Source organism: Pseudomonas sp. UBA5706 (genome assembly GCF_002419965.1).
Lineage (GTDB): Bacteria > Pseudomonadota > Gammaproteobacteria > Pseudomonadales > Pseudomonadaceae > Aquipseudomonas.
The window spans coordinates 92133-116118 of the sequence record NZ_DIHC01000006.1 but is presented as its reverse complement, the minus strand read 5'-3'; the positions used below and the strand labels follow the sequence as shown (position 1 = coordinate 116118).

Here is a 23986-nt window from a genome sequence, read left to right as displayed (position 1 = left end):
AGGGCGTAGGAGCCTGGCTTGCCGGCGATCTGCCGCGAAGCGGCAGTAAAACCGGTGCACACGGTGCGCCTAATGCAACCGAATCGTATGATTTTGCCACCGCTTCGCGCTGGATCATCAGCAACCCGGTCGCCTGCGGCGATCAGCCAAAAGCGCCGTGCCGCTCTCTTCCTAGTCCAGCAGTTCCAGATGCAAATGCTCAGCAATGCCCTCCGACGTGGCTTTCTTCATATACGGGACGCGCCCCAGGCAGGGCGCCGGTAGACGCTCAGCGAGGGTGGCGAGGTTTTCTTCCAGCCGTGAAGTTTTCGGGTCGATGATATTCGCCACCCACCCCGCCAGCTGCAGACCGTCATTGGCAATTGCTTCGGCAGACAGCAGCGCGTGGCTGATGCAGCCCAAGCGCACGCCTACTACCAAAATCACTGGCAGCCCCAGTGCAATCGCCAGATCGGACAAGTTGGCCCGATCCGCCAATGGCACGCGCCAGCCACCGGCGCCTTCGATGAGGGTGAAGTCTGCTTTCTTGTCGAGAATGTGGCGCATCGGGCCGAGCAGCGATTGCACGGTAAGCGCAACGCCGGCTTCGCGAGCAGCCAGGTGAGGTGCGATGGCCGGCTCGAAGGCAAGCGGGTTGACCTCGTTATAGGTCAGCGCGATCGAACATTCGGCACGCAATGCAACCGCATCGGCGTTACGCAGGCCCTCGGACTTAACATCGCAGCCCGAAGCCACGGGCTTGCCCGCCGCCGTGCTCAATCCGGATTGTCGCGCCGCATACAGCAGCCCTGTGGCAATGGTGGTTTTGCCAACATCGGTATCGGTTCCCGTGATGAAATATGCAGCGCTCATCTTGGCGACCATCCGTTCAGATATTTCAAAGTATTGCTCACTTACTATAGCGCCCGCTAACCCGCGATCGCCAAACCGGTCATTGTTTAAACAGCAGCCGGCTTTTCCAGCACGGCGTAAACCACCTGGTAGGTCGCCGGCAAACCTTCTTCCTGGCGGAACCCTTCATAGGCCGCCATCAACGCCTGAATGCGTGCCCGGCCAGTCAATCCTCCCGGACGACCCGGGTTGATATTGTGCGCGCCCAACGCTTTTAGCTCGTGGGTCAGGCTGCGTACATCCGGGTAATGCAGCACGTGCGGCATCACGTTCAGGCTGCTCACCTGCAAGCCACTGGCAGCGCAAAGTCGCTGGTATTGCTCGAACTCGCGAAAGCGATTGACGTGCACCATGCCGTCCACTGCTTGCCAGCTGTCGCGCAGTTCATACAGGGTGCCGACGCACAGACTGGCAAAGCCGAAAATACCTCCCGGCTGCAAGACCCGCTCGGCTTCGGCGAGCACAGAGGCAAAATCCGAACACCATTGCACAGCCAGGCTCGAGAACATCAGCCCAACACTCTCTTCGCGCAACGGCAGATTTTCCGCATCGCCTGCTACGAAATGCTGCGCACCGCCAAGTGGTCGGGCATGGTTGAGCATGCCTTCGGCAATATCCAGCGCAACGCCTTCACTGCCGGGCAGCCGCTGCGCCAGCGTCCGGCTGAAATAACCGGTACCGCTGCCCAAATCGAGCCAGCGGGCGGGCGTCATTTCAGGCAGGCGCGACATCAATTCGCTGCCGACCGCACGCTGCAGATCCGCAACGCTGTCGTAGCTCGGCGCCGCCCTGGAGAAAGACGCTGCCACCTGACGCTTGTCTGGCAGCGCGCTTTGGGTGTTCGCCTGTTGCTGTCTCACGGCCTTCAATACCGCGCAATGGGAAAGATCAGTCATCACCGGACTCATGTAGGAACGCCTGGACCGCTGCAGCCACGCCGTGGGGGTTCTCCAGGATGAACGCGTGGCTGGCCCGTTCGATCACGCCCACTTCGATATCGGGCAACAAATTGAGCAGATCCGCCGAAGCTTCGGCGGGTACCAATGCGTCAAGCCCGCCGAACAGGTGCAGTTGCGGACCGCGATAGGCTTGCAATGCAGATCGGGTGTCCATTTGTTCGAGCAGTTTCAGGCCTTCGATCAGACCGTTGCTGGTGCCGTGGGGCGCGCCAGCCTTGAGCTGCCGCGACAATGCACGGGACTCCTCTGCGCCCTGCACACACAACAGACTGAAGCGCTTGAGCGTGACCTCAGGATCGGTCTTGCAGCCGGCGATGAATGCGTCGAAGTCAGCCTGCGGCATCGCGTTTGGCCATTGGCTGCGGGCCACGAAACATACATTGCTGGCGAAGGTTGTCAGGCCACAACAGCGCTCGCCACGTCGCGCTGCCAATTCAGCGGCAAGCATGCCACCCAAGGACCAGCCACCCAGCCAGACGTTGTCAGGCAGGGTCGAATCGAGTTCGTCAAGCCAGTCGCTCAGATCGTCATTATCCAGATCAGGCAATGGCTCGATCTCGACCCGCAGATGTTCGTCCAGCCCGCGTAACGCTGCGGCCAAGGGCTCGAGTGGCGAAACGCCAAGTCCCCAGCCCGGCAGCAGGATCAATCGATCACGCATATCGCGGCTCCACCGATTCACACGTGTCCAGCAGCGGGAAACACTGCTCCAGTGCTTGCAACAATAGCTGCACCTGAGCCTCGCTGTGGGCCGCGGACAAGGTGACACGCAAACGCGCGCCCCCGGCCGGTACGGTGGGTGGGCGGATTGCCGTGACCATCAACCCGCGCTCGCGCAACATTTGGGATAAACGCAAGGCGCGCGCGCTGTCGCCAATCAGAATCGGCTGAATTGGCGTGAAACTGTCCATCAATGTAAGGCCCAGCGCCCGCGCACCGTCGCGGAACTGCTTGATCAGTGCTCGCAAATGCTCACGGCGCCAGTGCTCGCGGCGCAGCAATTCCAGGCTTTTCAGGGTCGCACAGGCCAGGGCGGGAGGCTGGCTGGTGGTGTAGATGTAGGGACGGGCGAACTGGATCAGGGTTTCGATCAGCTCGTCGCTGCCGGCGACAAAGGCGCCTGCCGTGCCAAACGATTTGCCAAGGGTGCCGATCAGCACCGGCACCTCATCCATGCTTAAGCCAAAGTGCTCGACGATCCCCGCCCCATTGGCGCCAAGCGGCCCGAAGCCGTGGGCATCATCGACCATCAACCAAGCGTTTTTTGCTTTTGCTACCTTGGCCAGCGCAGGTAAATCGGCTATGTCGCCGTCCATGCTGAACACGCCGTCGGTCACCACCAGGGTGTCACCAACGGCCTTTTCGAGGCGGCCATTTAGGCTCTCGGAATCGTTGTGCAGATAGCGAGAGAAGCGCGCGCCACTGAGCAACCCGGCATCGAGCAGCGAGGCGTGATTGAGGCGGTCTTCCAGCACCGTACCGCCTTGTCCCACCAGCGCCGTGACAGTGCCAAGGTTGGCCATATAGCCGTTGGAGAACAGCAACGCCCGCGGACGACCGGTTAGATCGGCCAAGGCTTCTTCGAGTTCATGGTGGGGGGTACTGTGGCCGATGACCAAATGCGAAGCCCCGCCGCCGACACCCCAGCGCTCGGCACCGGCTTTCCATGCGGCAACAACATCGGGGTGGTTCGCCAGCCCCATATAGTCGTTATTGCAGAAAGCCAGCAACGGCTTGCCGTCGACCACCACTTCAGGGCCTTGCGGGCTCTGCAGCAGCGGACGCTGACGGTAGAGATGTTCGGCACGACGGGCAGCGAGACGTGCGCTCAGATCGAAAGACATGCAGGCCTCAAGGCGTTAGATCGCGCATTTCATGCAGCAGAATCGGTGACGAATCAAACCGCGGCGTCGTAAAACATCTCGCTGCTTTTCTGTTCGATCAAAGCCTGTTCGATCGCCGCCTGGTGCACTTCATCGGAATGCTCCTCACGCGCTTCGGGCTGGATGCCGAGGCGCGAGAACAGCAGCATGTCCTTATCGGCCTGTGGGTTGGCAGTGGTCAGCAGCTTATCGCCGTAGAAAATCGAGTTGGCGCCAGCAAAAAAGGCCAAGGCTTGCATCTGGTCATTCATGGCTTCGCGGCCCGCAGACAAACGCACGTGGGACTGCGGCATCAGGATGCGCGCCACGGCGAGCATGCGGATGAAATCGAAAGGATCGACGTCTTCGGCATTGGCCAGCGGCGTGCCAGCCACTTTTACCAGCATGTTGATTGGCACCGACTCCGGGTGCTCTGGCAGGTTGGCCAGTTGAATCAGCAGATTGGCGCGGTCGTCCAGCGACTCGCCCATGCCAAGAATGCCGCCTGAGCAGATCTTCATGCCTGCATCGCGCACATAAGCCAAAGTCTGCAGACGCTCGCTGTAAGTGCGGGTGGTGATGATGCTGGTGTAAAAGTCCGGCGAGGTGTCGAGGTTGTGGTTGTAGTAGTCCAGGCCGGCGTCGGCCAGGGCTTTGGTTTGATCCTGATCGAGTTTGCCCAGCGTCATGCAGGTTTCAAGGCCCATGGCCTTCACGCCTTTGACCATCTCCAGCACGTACGGCATGTCTTTGGCCGAAGGGTGCTTCCAGGCAGCCCCCATGCAGAAACGGGTCGAACCGATGGCCTTGGCGCGCGCAGCTTCTTCCAGCACTTGCTGGACCTGCATCAGCTTTTCTTTCTCAAGCCCGGTGTTGTAGTGGCCGGATTGCGGGCAGTACTTGCAGTCTTCCGGGCAGGCGCCGGTCTTGATCGACAACAGGGTGGAGACTTGAACGCGGTTAGCGTCGAAATGAGCGCGATGCACGGTTTGCGCCTGAAACAGCAGGTCATTGAAGGGCTGTGTAAACAGCGCCCTGACCTCGGCTAAGGTCCAGTCGTGACGCAAAGTGGCATTAATGCTGGCGCTCATGGGCGGCTCCTTGATGTTTTCGGCAATACCCGGGCGGTTCGGCTCAAGCGACAAACCCTAAAGTCCACAGGCGCAACACGGATGTTCGGCATATTTAAGGAAGAGACATGCGCTGTCAACTGCACAACGGACGCCAGGTTTACATCTGGTTAAAAAACGTACAAATCTGCCTGCTGTGCGACGAGCAGACCGACTCGGACACTTCAATTTGCACGGCCTGCGCAAGCGACTTACCGTGGCTGACTGATCAATGCGAGCGCTGCGCGCTGCCGCTGTCGATGTCTGGCCTGACCTGCCTGCAGTGCATGCGCCGACCTCCGGCGTTCGACGAAGTCATCGCTGCGTGGCTTTACGACTTCCCCATCGACGTGCTGGTCACACGTTTCAAGCATCAAGGGAAGTGGCCGTTGGGTCGGCTGCTCGCCGAACTGCTCGGTTTGACGTTGCAACACCGCTTCGATGAAGGTCTTGCGCGACCCGACATGATGATTCCAGTGCCGCTGGCCAATAAAAGATTGCGGCAGCGCGGGTACAACCAGGCCGCAATGCTGGCGAATTGGCTGGGCGAGCAACTGCGCTTGCCGGTGGATGAACGGCTGGTCAAGCGCATAAAGGAAACACCTGCGCAACAGGGGCTGGATGCGAAGGCGCGCAAGCGCAATCTGCGAGAAGCGTTTGTTTTGGCCGAGCCTGCTGATGTGAAGGGTAAGCATGTGGCGCTGGTCGATGATGTACTGACCACCGGCTCCACTGCTGACGCAATTGCCCGGTTGCTGGTCAGGGCGGGGGCAGACAGGGTGGATGTGTATTGCCTGGCAAGGACGCCGAAGCCTGGCGACTGATCATCTCAATCTGGCGTATCGGCAAGATTGCCGCCGCCTGCAAGCCGGACGGCGTCGGTGGAGCGTGTTGCCCTTGAGGAAAGTGCCTTACACTCGACGCTCTTTTCTCAAAACAAATCCTGCCAATGTCGCTACCACCTTCCCTCACCCAACACATGGTCCGCCGCCCGCACCGCATCGCGCTGTTGCAGCACATTGCCGAACAGGGCTCGATCACCCGCGCGGCGAAGAGTGCCGGACTCAGTTACAAAGCGGCGTGGGATGCCATCGACGAGTTGAACAACCTGGCGCACAAGCCGTTGGTCGAGCGCAGCGTCGGCGGGCGTGGTGGCGGCGGCGCGCGGTTATCGGCGGAAGGTGAGCGGGTGTTGCGGCTTTACCAACGCCTGCAGGCGCTGCAGACCCAATTGCTGGAGACGCCTGAGGAATCCAGCGACCTGGCGCTGCTCAGCCGCTTGATGCTGCGCACCAGCGCGCGCAATCAGCTCCACGGCCAGGTCGCCGACATTACGCCGTTTGGACGCAATGACATGATCAGGCTGACCTTGGCAGGCGGTCTCTCACTCCAGGCGCAGATCACTCACGACAGCACCTTGCGACTGGAGCTGGACACCGGCACTGATGTCTTCGCGCTGATTAAAGCCAGTTGGCTGGAGCTACTGCCACCCGAGCAGTCGGCAACAACTGGATACAATTGCTTGAGCGGCAAAATCGATGAAATTCTCGACGGCGAAGAAGGCCCCAGCGAGGTCAGGATCGGCCTGTCCAGCAGCCAGACGTTGTGTGCGGTCGCCGAGCCCGATCACCTGAAGGCCTTGAATCTGAAGGTGGGTAGCGAAGTGAAGGTGCAGTTCGCGCCCTCTTATGTACTGATCGGCACGCCGCTATAGGTTTGCGCGCCACGCCGCGTCAAAAAGCGAGTCTCATTATCAAACGGACACAATAGCGTCATGCGGGCTGAATAAGGTTTGCGCCAAAACCGCAGGAAGCCCGTGATGAAATTACTCGAAGAACACCAACCCACCGACCTCGAAACGCTGGTGCTAAAAGACAGCGCCGGCCTCACTCGTCGGGGCTTTATCAGCGCCGGCGCCCTGTGTGGCGCCGCGCTGTTTCTGGGTGGCAATGTACTCAGCCGTAGCGTGATGGCCGCCAGCGTCAGTGCCGCAAACAGCGCATTGCTCGGTTTCGACAGCATCCCCTCCTCCACCGCCGACAACATCAGCCTGCCGCCGGGCTACACATCCTCCGTCCTGATCAGTTGGGGGCAGCCACTGCATGCCGGTGGCCCAGCCTTCGACCCTAGTGGCAAAGGCACAGCCCTAGCGCAGGAGCAACAATTCGGCGATAACAACGACGGCATGAGCCTGTTCACGTTCCCCGGTGACGATGCCGACCACGCCACGCGTGCGCTGATGGCGATCAATAACGAGTACACCAACTACCGCTATCTGTTCGATCACGGCAAAGACCCGCAATCGGCCGACGATGTGCACAAGGCGCTGGCCAGCGAAGGCGTTTCGGTGATCGAGGTGAGGCGCCAAGGCAGTCAGTGGACGTTCGCTCAGGGTTCTAAATACAACCGGCGCATTCATGGCAACACGCCAATTCGGCTCAGCGGCCCCGCAGCCGGTCATGAGTGGCTGAAGACCGAAGCCGACAAGACTGGCAAAGCGGTACTGGGCACCTTCCAGAACTGCGCCAACGGCAAGACGCCCTGGGGCACGTACCTGACCTGCGAAGAGAACTTCACCGACTGCTTCGGCAGCAGTAATCCTGCTCAGACATTCGATGCAGCTGCCAAGCGTTACGGCGTGGTCGCCACCAGCAAGGAGGTGAACTGGCATCCTCACGATCCGCGCTTCGATATGGCAAAGAACCCCAACGAATTCAATCGCCACGGCTGGGTGGTGGAAATCGATCCGTTCGATCCCTCGTCCACGCCCGTCAAACGCACAGCGCTGGGCCGCTTCAAGCATGAAAACGCAGCGCTTGCCGAAACCCAAGATGGCCGCGTGGTGGTGTACATGGGCGACGATGAACGCGGCGAGTTTATTTACAAATTCATCAGCCGCGACAAGGTCGACCATGAGAACCCGAAGGCTAATCGCGACATCCTCGATCATGGCACCTTGTATGTGGCGCAGTTCGATGATGGCGACGGCAACCCGGACCGCCCGAAAGGCCAGGGCAAGTGGATTGAGCTGACCCATGGCAAGAACGGCATCGACGCCGCCAATGGTTTCGCCGGTCAGGCCGAAGTGTTGATTCACGCAAGGTTGGCCGCCAGCCTGGTCAAAGCGACGCGCATGGACCGCCCGGAGTGGATCGTGGTGAGCCCCAGCGACGGTCAGGTTTATTGCACGCTGACCAACAACACCAGACGCGGTGAAGACGGCCAGCCGGTCGGCGGGCCGAATCCTCGTGAGAAGAACCAGTACGGTCAGATTCTGCGCTGGCAGGAAACCGGCGCGGATGCAGCGTCGATGGACTTTGCCTGGGATCTATTCGTGGTCGCAGGCAATCCGGGTGTACACGCGGGCAAACCGCAGGCGGGGTCGCACAATATCACCCCGCAGAACATGTTCAACAGCCCGGATGGCCTGGGGTTCGACAAGGCGGGGAGGCTGTGGATCCTGACCGACGGGGATTACTCCAACGCCGGGGACTTTGCCGGAATGGGCAATAACCAGATGCTCTGCGCCGATCCCGCGGGCGGCGAGATTCGCCGATTCATGGTCGGCCCGGTGGGCTGTGAAGTGACTGGCATCAGCTTCGCCCCGGACCAGAAAGCGCTGTTCGTGGGGATTCAGCACCCCGGCGAAAAAGGCGGCTCGACCTTCCCCGAGCACCTGCCCAATGGCAGGCCAAGGTCATCGGTGATGGTGATCACGCGGGAAGATGGTGGGGTGATCGGCGCTTGAATGGCCGGTTTGGCTGATTCAACGGATCACAAAACGCCCAATAGCAGTCCGGCTCGCCGGTGGCAGATCCCACCGCCGCCACAGCCGGCAAGCGGATTGCTACGCCATCAGCGGCAGCGCGACAGCGGTCTGGTTTTAATCCATTGATCGCAATGACCTCGCTCTGCGTTACCATGACTGGCCCGACGCGGCAGCCTGCTGCGCGCAGGAGTTAGCATGGCCCACCCGTTTGCAACACTCACACCCGACCTGGTGCTGGATGCCGTTGAAAGCATCGGTTTTGTCAGCGACGCGCGTATTCTTGCGCTCAACAGTTACGAGAATCGCGTCTATCAGGTTGGTATCGATGAAAGCCAGCCGCTGATTGCCAAGTTCTACCGTCCTAATCGCTGGACCAGCGAAGCCATTCTCGAAGAACACAGCTTCACTGCCGAGCTGGCCGACGTGGAAATCCCAGTGGTTGCGCCTCTGATTCACAACGGCCAGACCTTGTTCGAACACGCAGGCTTTCGTTTCACCCTGTTCCCGCGTCGCGGCGGCCGGGCCCCTGAGCCAGGCAATCTCGAACAGCTCTATCGCCTCGGCCAACTGCTGGGCCGGATTCATGCCGTCGGTGCCACTCGCCCGTTCGAACACCGCGAAGCGTTGGGTGTGAAGAACTTCGGGCACGATTCGCTGAATTACCTGCTGGAAAACAATGTCATACCGCGCAGCCTGCTGCCCGCCTACGAGTCAGTCGCCAAGGACCTGCTCAAGCGGGTCGAAGACGTCTACGCTGCCACGCCGCATCAGAACATCCGCATGCACGGCGACTGCCATCCCGGCAACATGATGACCCGCGACGAGATCTTTCATATCGTCGACCTGGACGACTGCCGCATGGGTCCGGCGGTGCAGGACATCTGGATGATGCTTGCCGGTGATCGCCAGGATTGCTTGAGTCAGCTGTCGGAACTGATGGACGGCTATAACGAATTTCACGATTTCGACCCGCGCGAGCTGGCGTTGATCGAGCCACTGCGTGCCTTGCGCCTGCTGCATTACAGCGCCTGGCTCGCCCGCCGTTGGGACGATCCGGCGTTTCCTCACAGCTTTTCCTGGTTCGGCACCGAACGCTATTGGGGCGATCAGGTGCTGGCGTTGCGCGAGCAACTGGCCGCGCTGAATGAGGAGCCGTTGAAGTTGTTTTGAAGCGCGTGGACGCTTCCGCCCGAAGGGCGTAGGCGTTCGTCCTGCTACGGATCGTAATCAGCCCGACTTGCCGGACGCGGCAGCAATCGAGGCGTATTTGTCGAGTCAGTTACACCGAATCAGCCAGATTTACTGCCGCTGCGCGCCAGATCGCTGGCAAGCGACGCTCCCACGCCCTTTGGGCAGAAACAGATCGCACGCAGTTCAGTACCTCCTAACACCATAAAAAACTTGCCGAAGGACCACCCATGCAAGCTGCCAACCCGCGTCGCGGGTACATTCTTGGCCTTAGCGCCTACATCATCTGGGGATTGTTTCCGATCTACTTCAAGGTGCTTGCTCAAGTGCCTTCTGTAGAAATCATCGTCAATCGCGCAATCTGGTCAGCGATTTTCGGCTCGCTGCTGTTGCTGGTGTGGAAACATCCGGGCTGGTGGCGGGAACTGCGAGACAACCCCCGGCGCCTTGCCGTGCTGGCGGTGAGCGGGTCGCTGATTGCGGCCAACTGGCTGATCTATGTCTGGGCGGTGAACAACAACCACATGGTCGAGGCCAGTTTGGGTTATTTCATCAACCCGCTGATCAACGTCATGCTGGGCATGGTGCTGCTGCGCGAAAGACTGCGTCCATTGCAGTGGGTGGCGGTAATCCTGGCGCTCATTGGCGTTGTGCAACAGGTCTGGCAGGTAGGCAGCCTGCCATGGATCTCGCTGGCGCTGGCGTTGACCTTTGGTTTCTACGGGCTGATTCGCAAAAAGGCGCCGGTCGCAGCACTGCCAGGGCTGGTGGTAGAGACCTGGATTCTGGTGCCGCTGGCAGTCGGTTGGTTGCTGTTCCACCCTACGGCGCACAGTGCACAGGCTGAATTCTGGACGACCTCAGAGGCTATCTGGCTGGCGGCCGCGGGCCCTGTCACGCTGATACCCCTGGTGTGCTTTAACGCGGCCGCCCGGCATCTGCCCTACTCTACGCTGGGTTTCCTGCAGTATATCGCCCCAACGCTGGTGCTGGCATTGGCGGTGTTGATCTTCGGTGAACACATGCCTTCAACCACCGTGGTGACGTTCTGCTTCATCTGGGCGGGTCTGATTATTTATAGCGTCGATGCATGGACGGCCCCCCGTCGCAGCGGAACAAGCTGATCAAATAATGCACAACAAGCGGCAGACCAGCTAACACATGGCCTGCAGGGAGATTTACTCAGGTTATCCACAGCCCCACCAAGGTTATCTGTGCACAATCCGCTGAACTTGCTCATTTTTTGATCAAAGGGTGCGAGTCCGTGATCCACGTGGGCCTCACGGTGCTATCCGCAGGTTATCCACAGGCAGGCTCACGATAAATCTGGATAAGTGACAGGCCTCGTTCACTCCTCGGCCTCGATCCTCAACTCCACCATCAACTCATCCGCCAACGCCTCAAGCCGCTCCTGCAACGTGTCCTTCGATAAGGTCGGCGGCAAGCCCAGCAACGCATGGGCGCGAAAGAGGGTTTCACTGCTCATGGGTGCTGGCTCCACATAAGTCACCAGGCGCTCGACGTTGACCCCTTGCTCAGTCAGCAATCGCGTGACGTCGCGGACAATGCCAGGGCGATCATTGCCCACCAGTTCCATGTGGATGTGCTGAAAGTGCGACGCGGGCTCGGTCCCGATCTCGGCAAACTGTACGCGGATGCCGTAGGCGGACAGGCTTTGCAATGCATCGCGCAACCGCGCTTGAGACTCGGCGGGCACATCGACGCGCAGAATGCCCGCGAACTGCCCGGCCATGTGCGTCATGCGGCTTTCCAGCCAATTACCACCGTGATTTGCAATGCACGATGCGATCTGTTCGACCTGGCCGGGTTTATCCGGGGCAAATACGGTGACAATGAGATGATCCACGGTCGACTCCCTCTTCTAGATAGGTCTACTGCCCGGTTTTGCACGCGTGCACGGGGGTCGCGCAAGTATAGGCAAGACTTGGAGACGCACCGTGGAACTTGCCTGAGCGACGATTTGTGTACCACTTTTATAATTATCTGGAACAATTCACAGTTTTTTTGAGAACATATGCAGCTCCGGGGTGACCAATTGTTTAAATCTGGTCGCTCGGTGACATTTCCAGTCCGATTTTCACATCGCAATTCATCATGTAGTATTCCGCCGCGTTCACTACATAAAGATCGGGAAGATGCCTGACCCAGCATCGCTGCTCCAGTGAAACCTGTTCTGCAAAGCGCAATCCGCCCTTTCCGTCAGGTGCCCCGGCTCAACTGCCAGCAATGGTGGCTGCCTGGGAGAGCAGTGATGTCGATGGCTTTAACAAAAGCGCGCTCGAGAATGAAGCGCAGATAGCTGAGCAGAGTGAGGCAAGCAATGACTGAACACGTTCAAGTCGGTGGTCTTCAGGTCGCCAAAGTCCTTCTGGACTTCGTGAACAACGAAGCCCTTCCTGAAACCGGTATCGAAGCCGCCGTGTTCTGGGCCGGTGCCGACAAGCTTATCCACGAGCTGGCGCCGAAGAACAAAGCCCTGCTCGCCAAACGTGACGACTTCCAGGCGCGCATCGATGCCTGGCACCAGTCCAATGCCGGCAAGGCCCACGACGCCGCGGCATACAAGGCTTTCCTGCAGGAAATCGGTTATCTGTTGCCAGAAGCGGCGGACTTCCGGATCACGACGCAAAACGTCGATGAAGAAATCGCACGCATGGCCGGGCCACAGCTGGTGGTGCCGGTGATGAACGCCCGCTTCGCGCTGAACGCCTCTAATGCCCGCTGGGGTTCGCTGTACGATGCGCTGTACGGCACAGACGCCATTTCGGAAGAAGGCGGCGCAGAAAAAGGCAAAGGTTATAACAAGGTTCGCGGCGACAAGGTCATTGCCTTCGCACGCGCCTTCCTCGACGAAGCCGCGCCATTGGCCGCTGGTTCCCACGTTGACTCCACCCGCTACCAAATCGCCAACGGCGTGTTGATCGTCAGCCTCAAGGGCGGCAGCAATACCGGTCTGCGCGACGACGCGCAACTGATCGGCTTCCAGGGCGAAGCGTCCACGCCGACCGCGATTCTGTTCAAGCACAACGGCCTGCACTTCGAAATCCAGATCGACGCCACAAGCCCGGTCGGCCAGACCGACGCGGCGGGCGTCCAAGACGTGCTGATGGAAGCAGCGCTGACCACCATCATGGACTGTGAAGACTCCATCGCTGCGGTCGACGCCGACGACAAGGTGGTGGTCTACCGCAACTGGCTGGGCCTGATGAAAGGCGATCTGTCCGAAGAGGTATCCAAGGGCGGCACGCGCTTCACCCGCACCATGAACGCCGACCGCGTGTATACCTCGCCGCAGGGCGAACCGGTGACACTGCATGGTCGCTCGCTGCTGTTCGTGCGTAACGTCGGTCACCTGATGACCATCGACGCGATTCTCGACACGCAGGGCAATGAAGTGCCGGAAGGCATTCTCGACGGCTTGCTGACCAGTCTGGCTGCGATCCACAACCTCAAGGGCAATACCTCTCGCGCCAACAGCCGCAGCGGTTCGGTCTACATCGTCAAACCGAAGATGCACGGCCCCGAAGAAGTGTCGTTCACCAACGAGCTGTTCGGTCGCATCGAGGAGGTATTGAGCCTGCCGCGCAACACGCTGAAAGTCGGGATCATGGACGAGGAGCGCCGCACCACGGTCAACCTCAAGGCCTGTATCCAGGCCGCCAGCGAGCGTGTGGTGTTCATCAACACCGGCTTCCTGGATCGCACCGGTGACGAAATCCACACCTCCATGGAAGCCGGCCCGGTGGTGCGCAAGGCGCAGATGAAGGCCGAAAAATGGATCGGTGCCTATGAGAACTCCAACGTCGATATCGGCTTGAAGTGCGGCCTGCAAGGGCGCGCACAGATCGGCAAAGGCATGTGGGCGATGCCGGACCTGATGGCGGCCATGCTTGAACAGAAGATCGCTCACCCGCTGGCCGGCGCCAACACCGCGTGGGTGCCTTCGCCGACCGCAGCGGCCTTGCACGCACTGCATTATCACAAGGTTGACGTGTTCGCGCGCCAGGCCGAACTGGCGCAGCGCGCACCCGCGTCGGTCGATGACATCCTGACCATCCCGCTGGCGCCGAATACCGACTGGACGGCCGAGCAGATCCAGAACGAACTGGACAACAACGCCCAGGGCATCCTCGGTTACGTGGTGCGTTGGATCGACCAGGGCGTGGGTTGCTCGAAGGTGCCGGACATCAACGACATTGGCCTGATGGAGGATCGCGCGACGCTGCGTATCTCCAGCCAGCACATTGCCAACTGGTTACGTCACGGCGTAGTCAGCGAACAGGAGGTGATGGAAAGCCTCAAGCGCATGGCACCTGTCGTTGACCGTCAGAACGCCAGCGATGCGCTGTATCGCCCTCTGGCACCGAACTTCGACAGCAACATCGCCTTCCAGGCGGCGGTGGAACTGGTGATCGAAGGCACCAGGCAGCCCAACGGCTATACAGAACCTGTGTTGCATCGTCGTCGTCGGGAGTTCAAGGCGAAAAACGGGTTGTAATTCAGCAGCAATAAAAAGGCGGCGTGCCTGCATGGCACGCCGCCTCTTTCATGACCCGCGACTGCGGTCGGTCAACAACATCTATATCGCGTGGCACAGTGCATCGCGGGCAAGCCGCTACACTGCGCCGGTGGTGAACCTACTCCATCCCCAACTCCCGTTTGACCAATCGCAACAGCTGCTTGGTATTGATCGGTTTGAGCAGGAAGTCCACCACGCTCAGGTGCATGGCATCGATGGCGTCGCGCACATGCGCATCGCCCGACACGATGATGATCGGCATCGCAGCCCGATCCGAATCCCTGACCTGCCGGATCAAGTCCAGGCCATTGCAAGGCGCCATTCGCAGATCGGTGATCAGCAGCGCAATGGAGGGCCGGGTTTGCAACAGGTGCATGGCGCTTGTACCGCCAGCAGCAGTGATACAGGTGATGTCGTTAAGACTGAGGATTTCGGAAAGAATTTCCCGAGCATCCTTGTCGTCATCGACGATCAACACCCGTTGTGGCGACTGCGATGGAGGCGCAAGCATCACCTCGTTAAGGGCCTCGCGCTCTTCATCACTCAAAATGTTGTGATCGAACATACCCGTCTCATCTTCCCGTCGACTTCATTCTGACAGCGCAAACAGACTGAATACGTTGCGCACTTTGTTGCTCCCTGCCAGGCCATTGCGACCTGCGCATGCTGTGGTTGTACACCACCGCGCTTTGCGCTCCAACGCGTTTTCCCGCGACCTAAGACTTACGTCCAATGGGAACTGCCCGATAAGCCGCCGACCATGACGCCATAACAACAAGCGGTATCGGTCATGAGCAAAGCGGACGCGTTCACCCAGGCTGGCAAGACGGCCATATTGCAGAACATCCACGGCACCATGCAATTCCTGCAAAAATTCCCGCCATTCAATCAGATAGAGAATGCTCATCTCGCGTATCTGGTTGAACAATGCCAGCTGCGTTTCTACGCTACGGATGAGAGCATCATCAAGCCTGGCGATGGGCCAGTAGAGCATTTTTATATCGTTAAACAAGGCCGTGTTGTCGGCGAACGGCCGCATGCGGCCAAGGGCGGCACCCAAACCACTTTCGAAATCACCACCGGCGAGTGTTTCCCCCTTGCGGCGCTCCTGGGCGAACGCGCCACGCGAACCGAGCATCGGGCGGCCGAAGACACCTTCTGCCTGCAGCTGAACAAACAGGCGTTCATCAAGCTGTTCGCCCTCTCCAGCGCCTTCCGCGACTTCGCCCTGCGCGGCGTCAGCAGCCTGCTCGATCAGGTCAACCAGCAAGTAAAGCAGAAGGCCGTGGAAACACTCGGCACTCAGTATTCGCTAAACACGCGCCTGGGAGAACTGGCGATGCGTCACCCGGTAACCTGCTCGCCGGACACAGCGCTGCGCGTGGCGGTCAAGCAGATGGACGAGCAACAGGTGGGCAGCATCGTTATCGTCGATGAAGCTAATGCACCGTTGGGGATTTTCACCCTGCGCGATCTGCGGCAAGTCGTGGCGGACGTCAACGCTGACTTCGGCCAGCCGATCAGTCACCACATGATTCAAGCGCCCTTCTATCTCAGTCCCGACGCCAGCGCGTTCGATGCGGCGATTGCCATGACCGAGCGCCATATCGCCCATGTCTGTCTGGTCAGAGATCAGCGCTTGTGCGGCGTGGTGTCCGAGCGCGACCTGTTTTCCCTGCAACGGGTGGATCTGGTGCATCTGGCGCGGACCCTGCGCAACGCGCCGCGTATCGAGTCGTTGAGCAACCTGCGGGGCGACATCGTCCAATTGGTGGACCGAATGCTGGCGCACGGCGCCTCATCGACACAGATCACACAGATCATCACCCTGCTCAACGATCACATGGTCTGCCGCGTCATCGAGCTGACCCTGGAAGAACGAGGCGATCCTGGCATCCCGTTCAGCTGGCTGTGCTTCGGCAGCGAAGGCCGGCGCGAGCAGACGCTCTACACCGATCAGGACAACGGCATCCTGTTCGAAGCTCCCGACGCAGCCGAGGCCGCGCGCATTCGCGGGCTTTTGCTGCCGATCGCCGAGCGGATCAATCAGGGTTTGGCGCAGTGCGGTTTTGCGTTGTGCAAGGGCGGGATCATGGCCAGCAACCCTCAGTTGTGCCTGTCGCGAATCGAGTGGGGGCGGCGTTTTGGCTCGTTCATTCGCGAGGCCACGCCTGAGAACCTGCTGTCTTCGAGCATTTATTTCGACTTGCGCGTGGTATGGGGCAATGAGAGCGGCGCTGAGCAACTGCGCCAGAGCATCCTGGGGCAAGTGGCGGACAACACACTGTTTCAGCGCATGATGGCTGACAACGCGTTGCGTCAGCGACCGCCGGTGGGGCGTTTCAAGGACTTCGTGGTGGCGCGCAAAGGCAGCGAGAAGGACACCTTGGACCTCAAGACCCAAGGCCTGACACCCTTTGTGGACGGTGCGCGTTTGCTCGCGCTGGCCAACGGCATTGCCGCGAACAATACCCTCGAACGCCTGCGCCAACTGGTCACCAAGGAAGTCATCGACCCGCTGGACGGCGCCGCCTACGAAGAGGCGTACCACTTCATTCAGCAAACCCGCATGCAGCGCCACCAGCAGCAGAGCCGACAGAACCTGCCGTATTCCAACCGGATCGATCCTGATGTGCTCAACCATCTGGACCGGCGAATCTTGCGCGAATCGTTTCGCCAGGCACAGCGGCTGCAAACCAGCCTGACCGTGCGTTACCAACTTTAAGCGACCGCCCATGAACCTGTTCCAATGGCTCAAGCCAGCCAAACGCGGCAAGACGCCCGACCTGACACCCGAACACCTGCAGCGCCTGAGCCAGTTGCCTCGCGCCACCGCGCTTAGCGAAAAGTCACTGCGCGAGCAACGCTGGGTGGTGCTGGATCTTGAGACCAGTGGCCTGAACATGAACCGTGACCAAGTGCTGTCCATCGGCGCCGTGGTCATCGAGGACGGCGCCATCGATCTGGGCCAGCTGTTCGAGCGCACCTTGTTGCGACCCGATCACAAGCTCAGCCCAAGCGTGTTGATTCACGGTCTGGGACCGAGTGCCATCGCAGCGGGCAGCGAGCCGGTTGAAGCGTTGCTGGATTTCATGACATTCGTGGATGACAGTCCGCTGTTGGCGTTTCATGCCCCCTTCGATCAGCACATGATCAGCCGCGCATTGAAGGAAAGCCTGGGCTACACGCTGCAGCATGCATTTCTGGACGTCGCCGAACTCGCGCCGCTACTGTTTCCACAGGCGTGCCTGCGCCAGGCCGGGCTCGATGACTGGACCGGTTTTTTTGGCCTGCAGGCCGAGCAACGCCATCACGCCAGCGCTGATGCGCTGGTGACCGCCGAGTTGGCGCTAATCCTGTTAAGCCATGCCCGGCGTCAGGACATGGACAGCCCGGCGCGGCTGCAACAAGGTCTGGCGAAATGGAGACGCGGGCGGCAGTCGCATTCGTTTTGACGTGTCCCCTTTACCCTGAGGACTCTGTACTGGCGCGGCGGCGATAACTTCCGTTGAATCACTGCCGCCGGCGGGCCGGGCTGCTACAGAAGATTGCGGCGCAGCCTCCCCCATCTGTTGCCATTTCCTACATTAAAGGCGCCGTTCAGCGCCTTACAATGCGAGCCATTGCCAGCATTCACTGGCTCTGACACAATCGCGAATAATTCTCGTTAGTTACTTTGTTCTCCTCGGGGCGCTCGTGTCGTCACTTCAAAGTCCTCAACATCAGCTTGTCGGAACGCTCTATCGCGACCATCGTGGCTGGTTGCTGGCGTGGCTCAAGCGTAACGTCGCCTGCCCGCACCGCGCCGAAGACCTGAGTCAGGACACCTTCATTCGTCTGCTGGGCCGTGAGCACTTCGATGCGCCGCGCGAACCCCGTGCGTTTCTCGTTCAAGTTGCCAAAGGCTTGCTCTTCGACCATTTCCGCCGCGCAGCGCTGGAGCAGGCCTACCTCAACGAGCTGATGCTGGTTCCGGAAGGCGAGCAACCGTCACTCGAAGAACAGCAACTGATTCTCGAAGACCTCAAAGCCATAGACCGCATGCTCGGCAAGCTGTCGAGCAAGGCGCGTGCAGCGTTCCTGTTCAACCGCCTGGATGGCTTGAGCCACGCTGAAATTTCCGAGAAGGTCGGCGTTTCCGTTCCCCGGGTCCGGCAATACCTGGCTCAGGGCATGCGCCAGTGTTACATCGCGCTGTATGGCGAGCCGACATGAGCATCACCACACGGCCGGTTTCCTCGCAGGTACTGGACGCAGCTATCGCCTGGCAGTTGTGCCTGGACCGCGGACAGGGCAACGAGGCCGAGCGAGACGAGTTCGCCAAGTGGTATGCCGCCAGCGAGGAACACGCTCGGGCATGGACGCAACTGGGGATACTCGATCAACGCTTCGTGCGCACCACAGGCCCGGCACGCTCGGCACTGATGCGCTCTCGCGAGGCCCTTGGCCGACAGGTGCGCAAACTGGGGCGCGGAGTGGCCGGTTTCGCATTGGCGCTGGGGCTGACGCTGTTTCTGGGTGATCGTTTGTTGCCGGTCCACTATTGGTTGGCAGACCAGCGCACCGCCACCGGTGAACAACGTACCATCAGGCTGTCGGACAATACCCTCATTCACCTCAATACCCACAGCGCGCTGGATGTGCGATTCGACGCAAGGCAGCGCCGGGTCATTCTTCAGGAAGGCGAGATTTTCGTCGAAACCGGCAGCCACGAAGACCCTCGGCCATTCATCGTCGAGACCGTTGAAGGCCAGATGCGGGCGCTGGGTACGAAATTTCTGGTCAAGCGCCGTGACGATGGGACCCTGCTTAGCGTGCTGCAATCGGCCGTCGCGGCGCACCCGCAGGCGTCCGCCAGCGAAATGATCTTGCGCGAAGGCCAGCAGATGCTGATTCAACGTCACAGCCTTGGGCCGATGGTGGCGATGGCCCCAGGCGCGGATGCCTGGATGCGCGGCATGCTGGTGGTGGACAACGCCCCGCTCAGCGACGTGGTTGCGGAAATCAGCCGTTATCGGCAAGGCCATCTGGGCGTTGCACCAGAAGTGGCCGATTTGCGGATTACCGGCAGCTTCCCGCTCAACGACACTGACCTTGCCCTGAAGGCGTTGATGCCCACACTGCCCGTGACAATCGAAGCGCGCACGCAGTGGTGGGTGACCGTCGTCGCCAGCGATGAGAAACAGACTCGCAAGTTGTGATCCTGCGCAATACAGGCTCTTTTCTGCCCGGAGGGCATAGGAGTACCGCTTGCTGGCGGTCTGTTCGGAATCGGCAGTCAACCCAGACGATCCGGGCGAGTTAAATCGAACGCGTTCGCCGGACTTGCTACGGCTGCGCAGCAGATCGTCAGTGAGCTGGACGCCTGCGAACCTGAGTCAGAATCGAAAGCGGACCGCAATCAGCAAACACGCCAGATTGTAAATCTAAATTATTTTCGATTCGCCTCTATCACTTTTCCAATCTCGTCCGGCACATAGGCATTGAGCCCAATTCAACCCAGGAGCCGCCCATGTCCCGCACGCTTCAAACCCTTCTGCGCCCCAGCCTGTTGGCTGTCGCCGTCGCCCTTGCCTTTCCGCTGACGAGCACGCAATTGATGGCGGCTTCGCAGGCGTCCAGTGTTCGTGCGTACAACCTGCCTGCCGCATCGCTTTCCACGACACTCACGCAGATCGCCAGCCAGGCTGGCCTGGCGCTGTCGCTGGACCCGTCGCTGGCTGCCGGCCGTACGTCGGCGCCGGTTCAGGGCCAGTTCGACGCGCCGGGGGCATTGGCTCAGGCGCTGCGTGGAACGGGTCTGCAACTGAGCCAGACATCGGCTGGCACCTACAGCCTGATTGCAGCACCGGAAGGCGTGATTGCGCTGCCTGAAACCAGCATTCAGGGGCGTCAGGACAGCGTTGAAAGCGCATGGGGACCGGCGCAGGGCTACGCAGCGACCCGCACGGCTGCCGGCACCAAGACCGACACCGCCCTGGCCGAAGCGCCGCGCTCCATCTCGGTTGCCACTCGCCAGCAGATGCAGGACCGTGCGGTACAGAACCTCGACGACGCGGTGCGTTACATGCCGGGCGTGGTTGCCTCCAGCTACGGCAGCGACAGCCGTGCCGAGTGGCTGAAAATCCGTGGTTTCGAGCCCACCCAGTTCCTCGACGGCCTGCCACTGCCCAAAGGCGCGTATGTGATGCCCAAGCTGGAAACCTGGGACCTGGAGCGCGTGGCCGTGCTGCGTGGCCCGGCTTCCTCGGTTTACGGTCAGACCCCACCGGGCGGCATGCTCGATATGGTCAGCCGTCGCCCTGATGCAGAATCCAGCCACGAAATCCAGGTCCAGGTCGGCAGCTACAACCGCAAGCAGATCAGCTTCGACAGCACCGGCAAGATCGACGACGCCGACAACTTCGAATACCGCGTCAGCGGTGTGGTGCGTGACAGCGGCACTTCGGTTGATCACATCGACGACAAACGCTACAACATCGCCCCCAGCCTGACCTGGAACATCGACCCGGACACCAAGCTGACATTCCTCAGCCAATTCAACCGCGACGATACCGGCAGCACCAGTCAGTTCCTGCCGATTCAGGGCACCAAATACCCGTCCGCGGCCGGGCACGTGAAATACCACGAGAACCTGGGCGACCCGCACTGGGAATACTACGACAAGACCTATTACGCATTGGGCTACGCGTTCGAACATCGCCTGAACGACGTCTGGCAGTTCAAGCAGAACCTGCGTTACACCAAAAGCGACCTGTCCTTCCATACCATCACGGCAGGCGGCTACTACGGCTCCGTGGCGGACGACGGCACGCTGGCGCGCGGCGCTAACATCGTCAACGAGGACATGAGCCAGTTCGCCGTGGACAACAACTTCCAGGCCGACTTCGAAACCGGCGCGCTCCAGCACACCCTGCTGCTGGGCTTGGATTACCAGCGCATCAACCACAATTACAAGTGGCTATATGGCCGCGCGCCCGATGGCAACATCATCACTCATCCATACGGTCTGGACTTCAGCAACGTTCCCTACACCGCTTATCAAAACTACAACCAGAAGACCGATGACGTCGGTGCCTATTTCCAGGACCAAATGGCACTGGATAACTGGCGTCTGACCCTGGGCGGTCGTCAGGACCTGCTCAAGACCGACACCAGGTTTTACAACTCCAATCAAAGTGACGATCGTACCGACAGCGCCTTCACCGGCAACGCGGCACTGAGCTATGTCTTCGATTCGGGTTTCACTCCGTACGTGTCCTACGCCGAATCGTTCCAGGCCGAACAGGGCGGGGCCAATGGCAATGCGTTCAAGCCGGGCACCGGCAAACAGTATGAAGTGGGTCTGAAATACCAGCCGCCGGGCACTGACCTGCTGTTCACCGCCGCGGCGTATGACCTGACCCGTAGCGATATCGTCCTGAGCGACATTCTAGGTGTGCAACGTCCGCTGGGCGAAGCCAAGGTTCGTGGCTTCGAACTGGAAGCGGTGGGTAACGTCACCGACAACCTGAAAGTGACAGCGTCGTACACTTACGCCAACAGCAAGATGACCAAAGTCACCGACCCGCTGGACAAGAATCGTCCTCTGCCGCTGACGCCGGAAAACCAGGCGTCGATCTGGGCTGACTACACCTGGCACACCGGGTTGCTCGATGGCTTCGGCCTGGGCTTCGGCGCACGCTATGTCGGCGAGACCGACAACATCGCCATCGGCAGCTACGGTTATGTCGCCGACAAAAACTACGGCCACAGTAACCCTTACACCGTGTACGACGCTGGCGTGCATTACGACCTGGGTCGCATGAGCAACGCGCTCAAAGGGGTCAGTGTGTCGGTCAATGCCAACAACGTCTTCGATAAGGAATACATCTCGACTTGCGACGGCTTCTATTGCTACTTCGGCGATCGTCGCAACGTACTCGCCAGCGTGGACTACAAATGGTAATCGTTTAAACTCCTCACGTCGTAAAACAAGGGTCGCTCCAAACAGCGGCCCTTTTTGCATTCGTTCATTCCGGTAAGCGCACCATGAAGAGCCAAACCATCCGCCGCTGGTCGTTCATCCACACCTGGAGCAGCCTGATCTGCACGCTGTTTCTGCTGATGCTGGCGATCACTGGCTTGCCGCTCGTGTTCCATCACGAGATCGATCACCTGCTGGGCAACGCTCCGGAGCTCAGGGAAATGCCCGCCAACACGCCGCGCATGGACCTGCAGCAACTGGTGCAAGCCTCTGAGGCCCATCGTCCGGGCGAGGTGGTGCAGTATTTCGGCTGGGATGAGGACGAGCCCAATGGCATGTATTCATTCATGGGCAAGACCGCAGGCGGCGACCCGAACGACACGCATACCTTCATGCTCGATTCCCGTACCGGACAAGCGGTGGAAACGCCTTCGGCCAATGGCGGCTTCATGATGGTCATGCTGCGCTTGCACGTTGACATGTATGCAGGGCTGCCCGGCAAGCTGCTGCTGGCGTTCATGGGACTGCTTTTTGTATTAGCGATTGTTTCGGGCGTAGTGCTGTATGCGCCGTTCATGCGCCGACTGGATTTCGCCACCGTACGCCCGAACAAATCCCCGCGCGTGCGCTGGCTCGACCTGCATAACCTGATTGGCGTCGTAACCCTGACCTGGGCATTCGTGGTCGGCTTGACCGGCGTGCTCAATGCCTGTGCCGACCTTGTGATTGCGCAGTGGCGCAATGACGCGCTGGCGGCCATGGTCGCTCCCTACCGTGACGCGCCGCCGCTGGCAGATCGCGCCCCGGCGACACGTTTGCTGGATATCGCCAAGGCCACCGTGCCCGGTGCCGAGCCATCGTTCATCGCGTTTCCGGGCTCACGCTTTTCCAGTGAGCACCACTATGCGGTGTTCATGAAAGGCAACACGCATCTGACTTCACACTTGCTGACACCGGTGCTGATCGACGCCAAGGACCTGAAGGTAACGGCCATCGTCAGCAGCCCGTGGTACATGGATGCGTTGCTGCTGTCGCAACCCCTGCACTTCGGTGACTACGGTGGCATGCCCATGAAGATTCTCTGGGGCGTGCTCGACGTGCTGACCCTCATCGTGCTGGGCAGCGGCCTGTACCTGTGGTGGGTGCGGCGTCGTGCGGCGGCGACGGTCAATGTTCACCACGCAGTGGAGGCGGCATGACCCGGCACAGGAAACACCCGGCATTCTGGAAAACCTTTGCCAAGCCCGTCTGGATCGCAGTGCTCACAGCCGCAGGCCTGTTCGCGGCGCTGCTGGGCGATGGCGCCTGGGACGTGCTGTCGTGGGTAGGCATGGGCATTCCGGCGTGGTTGAGCATCAAGGGACTACTGGTGCGGCGGCGCGCTTCGAGCTAAGCATGCCTCGCATCGCCCCTGCGCCGTAGCACGGCTTGCCGCAATAACATCAAGGTGATCGATTCCACTAACGAGCTGCTCAGGAGCAGTCGTCATACGACCTCTCAGTTCAGGTTGTTCGGCCTCAGCACAGCGGCGCCTTTAACACATGCCCTTTAAACATGAAGCGTGGCCCATGGCGCCTACCGCCAAGCGTTTCGTCACACCTCTGTGACATAAAGAAATACAATCGCCAAAAAATCAGTTTGCATTGACAACAAAAGATGCCTTTGTCTAAATCTGCTGTCATACGACGACGTATAACGATCG

Annotated in this window: 20 protein-coding genes; 13 read left to right on the top strand and 7 right to left on the bottom strand. The window is 60.0% G+C overall.

From position 1 onward, the window contains the following. Window positions 1–171: 171 nt before the first annotated feature. The 5 genes from bioD to bioB all read right to left on the bottom strand — a co-directional run bounded on the left by bioD (window position 172) and on the right by bioB (window position 4803). Window positions 172–852 carry a dethiobiotin synthase gene (bioD, locus tag B3I26_RS03410; RefSeq protein WP_296255077.1) on the bottom strand — a complete coding sequence of 227 codons (681 nt, stop codon included), beginning with the start codon at window positions 850–852 and terminating at the stop codon, window positions 172–174. A gap of 86 nt (window positions 853–938) precedes the next feature. Beyond that, window positions 939–1787, bottom strand: coding sequence for a malonyl-ACP O-methyltransferase BioC (bioC, locus tag B3I26_RS03405; protein WP_296255076.1), 849 nt, complete (start codon window positions 1785–1787; stop codon window positions 939–941). Beyond that, window positions 1780–2511 (bottom strand): alpha/beta fold hydrolase, encoded by a 732-nt coding sequence (locus tag B3I26_RS03400; RefSeq protein ID WP_296255075.1) that lies wholly within the window; start codon window positions 2509–2511, stop codon window positions 1780–1782. Before B3I26_RS03400 ends, bioC begins: the two co-directional genes overlap by 8 nt. Then, window positions 2504–3694, bottom strand: coding sequence for an 8-amino-7-oxononanoate synthase (bioF, locus tag B3I26_RS03395; RefSeq protein WP_296255073.1), 1191 nt, complete (start codon window positions 3692–3694; stop codon window positions 2504–2506). Before bioF ends, B3I26_RS03400 begins: the two co-directional genes overlap by 8 nt. 53 nt (window positions 3695–3747) lie before the next feature. Then, the gene (gene bioB, locus B3I26_RS03390) at window positions 3748–4803 is read right to left on the bottom strand and encodes a biotin synthase BioB (RefSeq protein WP_166595644.1); all 1056 of its coding nucleotides are present in this window, start codon (window positions 4801–4803) and stop codon (window positions 3748–3750) included. Between the two features lie 107 nt (window positions 4804–4910). On the opposite strand from bioB, the gene B3I26_RS03385 reads away from it, so the two are divergent. The 5 genes from B3I26_RS03385 to rarD all read left to right on the top strand — a co-directional run bounded on the left by B3I26_RS03385 (window position 4911) and on the right by rarD (window position 10902). Further along, on the top strand, window positions 4911–5645 hold the full coding sequence (locus B3I26_RS03385) for a ComF family protein (RefSeq protein WP_296255071.1): 735 nt from the start codon (window positions 4911–4913) through the stop codon (window positions 5643–5645). Window positions 5646–5770: 125 nt separating this feature from the next. After that, on the top strand, window positions 5771–6535 hold the full coding sequence (locus B3I26_RS03380) for a TOBE domain-containing protein (RefSeq protein WP_296255070.1): 765 nt from the start codon (window positions 5771–5773) through the stop codon (window positions 6533–6535). Between the two features lie 105 nt (window positions 6536–6640). Further along, window positions 6641–8569: a PhoX family protein gene (locus tag B3I26_RS03375; protein WP_296255068.1), complete on the top strand. Its 1929-nt coding sequence runs from the start codon at window positions 6641–6643 to the stop codon at window positions 8567–8569. A gap of 216 nt (window positions 8570–8785) precedes the next feature. Next, the gene (locus B3I26_RS03370; RefSeq protein ID WP_296255067.1) at window positions 8786–9760 is read left to right on the top strand and encodes a serine/threonine protein kinase; all 975 of its coding nucleotides are present in this window, start codon (window positions 8786–8788) and stop codon (window positions 9758–9760) included. Window positions 9761–10008: 248 nt separating this feature from the next. Then, window positions 10009–10902, top strand: a complete 894-nt coding sequence (gene rarD, locus B3I26_RS03365; protein WP_296255065.1) for an EamA family transporter RarD — start codon at window positions 10009–10011, stop codon at window positions 10900–10902. A gap of 224 nt (window positions 10903–11126) precedes the next feature. Here the strand turns inward: rarD and B3I26_RS03360 are convergent, their stop codons facing one another. After that, window positions 11127–11645: a glycine cleavage system protein R gene (locus B3I26_RS03360; RefSeq protein ID WP_296255063.1), complete on the bottom strand. Its 519-nt coding sequence runs from the start codon at window positions 11643–11645 to the stop codon at window positions 11127–11129. A gap of 474 nt (window positions 11646–12119) precedes the next feature. Between B3I26_RS03360 and B3I26_RS03355 the strand changes: the two genes are divergently transcribed. Beyond that, window positions 12120–14297, top strand: a complete 2178-nt coding sequence (locus B3I26_RS03355) for a malate synthase G (RefSeq protein ID WP_296255062.1) — start codon at window positions 12120–12122, stop codon at window positions 14295–14297. A 139-nt stretch (window positions 14298–14436) separates the two neighbouring features. On the opposite strand, the gene B3I26_RS03350 is transcribed toward B3I26_RS03355, so the two are convergent. Beyond that, window positions 14437–14883, bottom strand: coding sequence for a response regulator (locus B3I26_RS03350; RefSeq protein WP_296255061.1), 447 nt, complete (start codon window positions 14881–14883; stop codon window positions 14437–14439). Window positions 14884–15108: 225 nt separating this feature from the next. On the opposite strand from B3I26_RS03350, the gene B3I26_RS03345 reads away from it, so the two are divergent. The 7 genes from B3I26_RS03345 (at window position 15109) to B3I26_RS03315 (ending at window position 23677) form a co-directional block, all read left to right on the top strand. After that, window positions 15109–17043 (top strand): putative nucleotidyltransferase substrate binding domain-containing protein, encoded by a 1935-nt coding sequence (locus tag B3I26_RS03345; protein WP_296255060.1) that lies wholly within the window; start codon window positions 15109–15111, stop codon window positions 17041–17043. A gap of 10 nt (window positions 17044–17053) precedes the next feature. Then, a complete protein-coding gene (locus tag B3I26_RS03340) occupies window positions 17054–17773 on the top strand; it encodes a 3'-5' exonuclease (protein ID WP_296255059.1) in 720 nt (239 codons plus the stop codon). A 241-nt stretch (window positions 17774–18014) separates the two neighbouring features. After that, window positions 18015–18533, top strand: a complete 519-nt coding sequence (locus B3I26_RS03335; protein WP_296255057.1) for an RNA polymerase sigma factor — start codon at window positions 18015–18017, stop codon at window positions 18531–18533. A 2-nt stretch (window positions 18534–18535) separates the two neighbouring features. Further along, window positions 18536–19519, top strand: coding sequence for a FecR family protein (locus B3I26_RS03330; RefSeq protein ID WP_296255084.1), 984 nt, complete (start codon window positions 18536–18538; stop codon window positions 19517–19519). Between the two features lie 311 nt (window positions 19520–19830). Continuing rightward, window positions 19831–22266 (top strand): TonB-dependent siderophore receptor, encoded by a 2436-nt coding sequence (locus tag B3I26_RS03325; protein ID WP_296255056.1) that lies wholly within the window; start codon window positions 19831–19833, stop codon window positions 22264–22266. A gap of 83 nt (window positions 22267–22349) precedes the next feature. After that, the gene (locus tag B3I26_RS03320; RefSeq protein ID WP_296255054.1) at window positions 22350–23483 is read left to right on the top strand and encodes a PepSY-associated TM helix domain-containing protein; all 1134 of its coding nucleotides are present in this window, start codon (window positions 22350–22352) and stop codon (window positions 23481–23483) included. Continuing rightward, entirely contained in the window at window positions 23480–23677 is a 198-nt protein-coding gene (locus tag B3I26_RS03315) for a hypothetical protein (protein WP_296255053.1), read from the top strand. Before B3I26_RS03320 ends, B3I26_RS03315 begins: the two co-directional genes overlap by 4 nt. Window positions 23678–23986 lie beyond the last annotated feature (309 nt).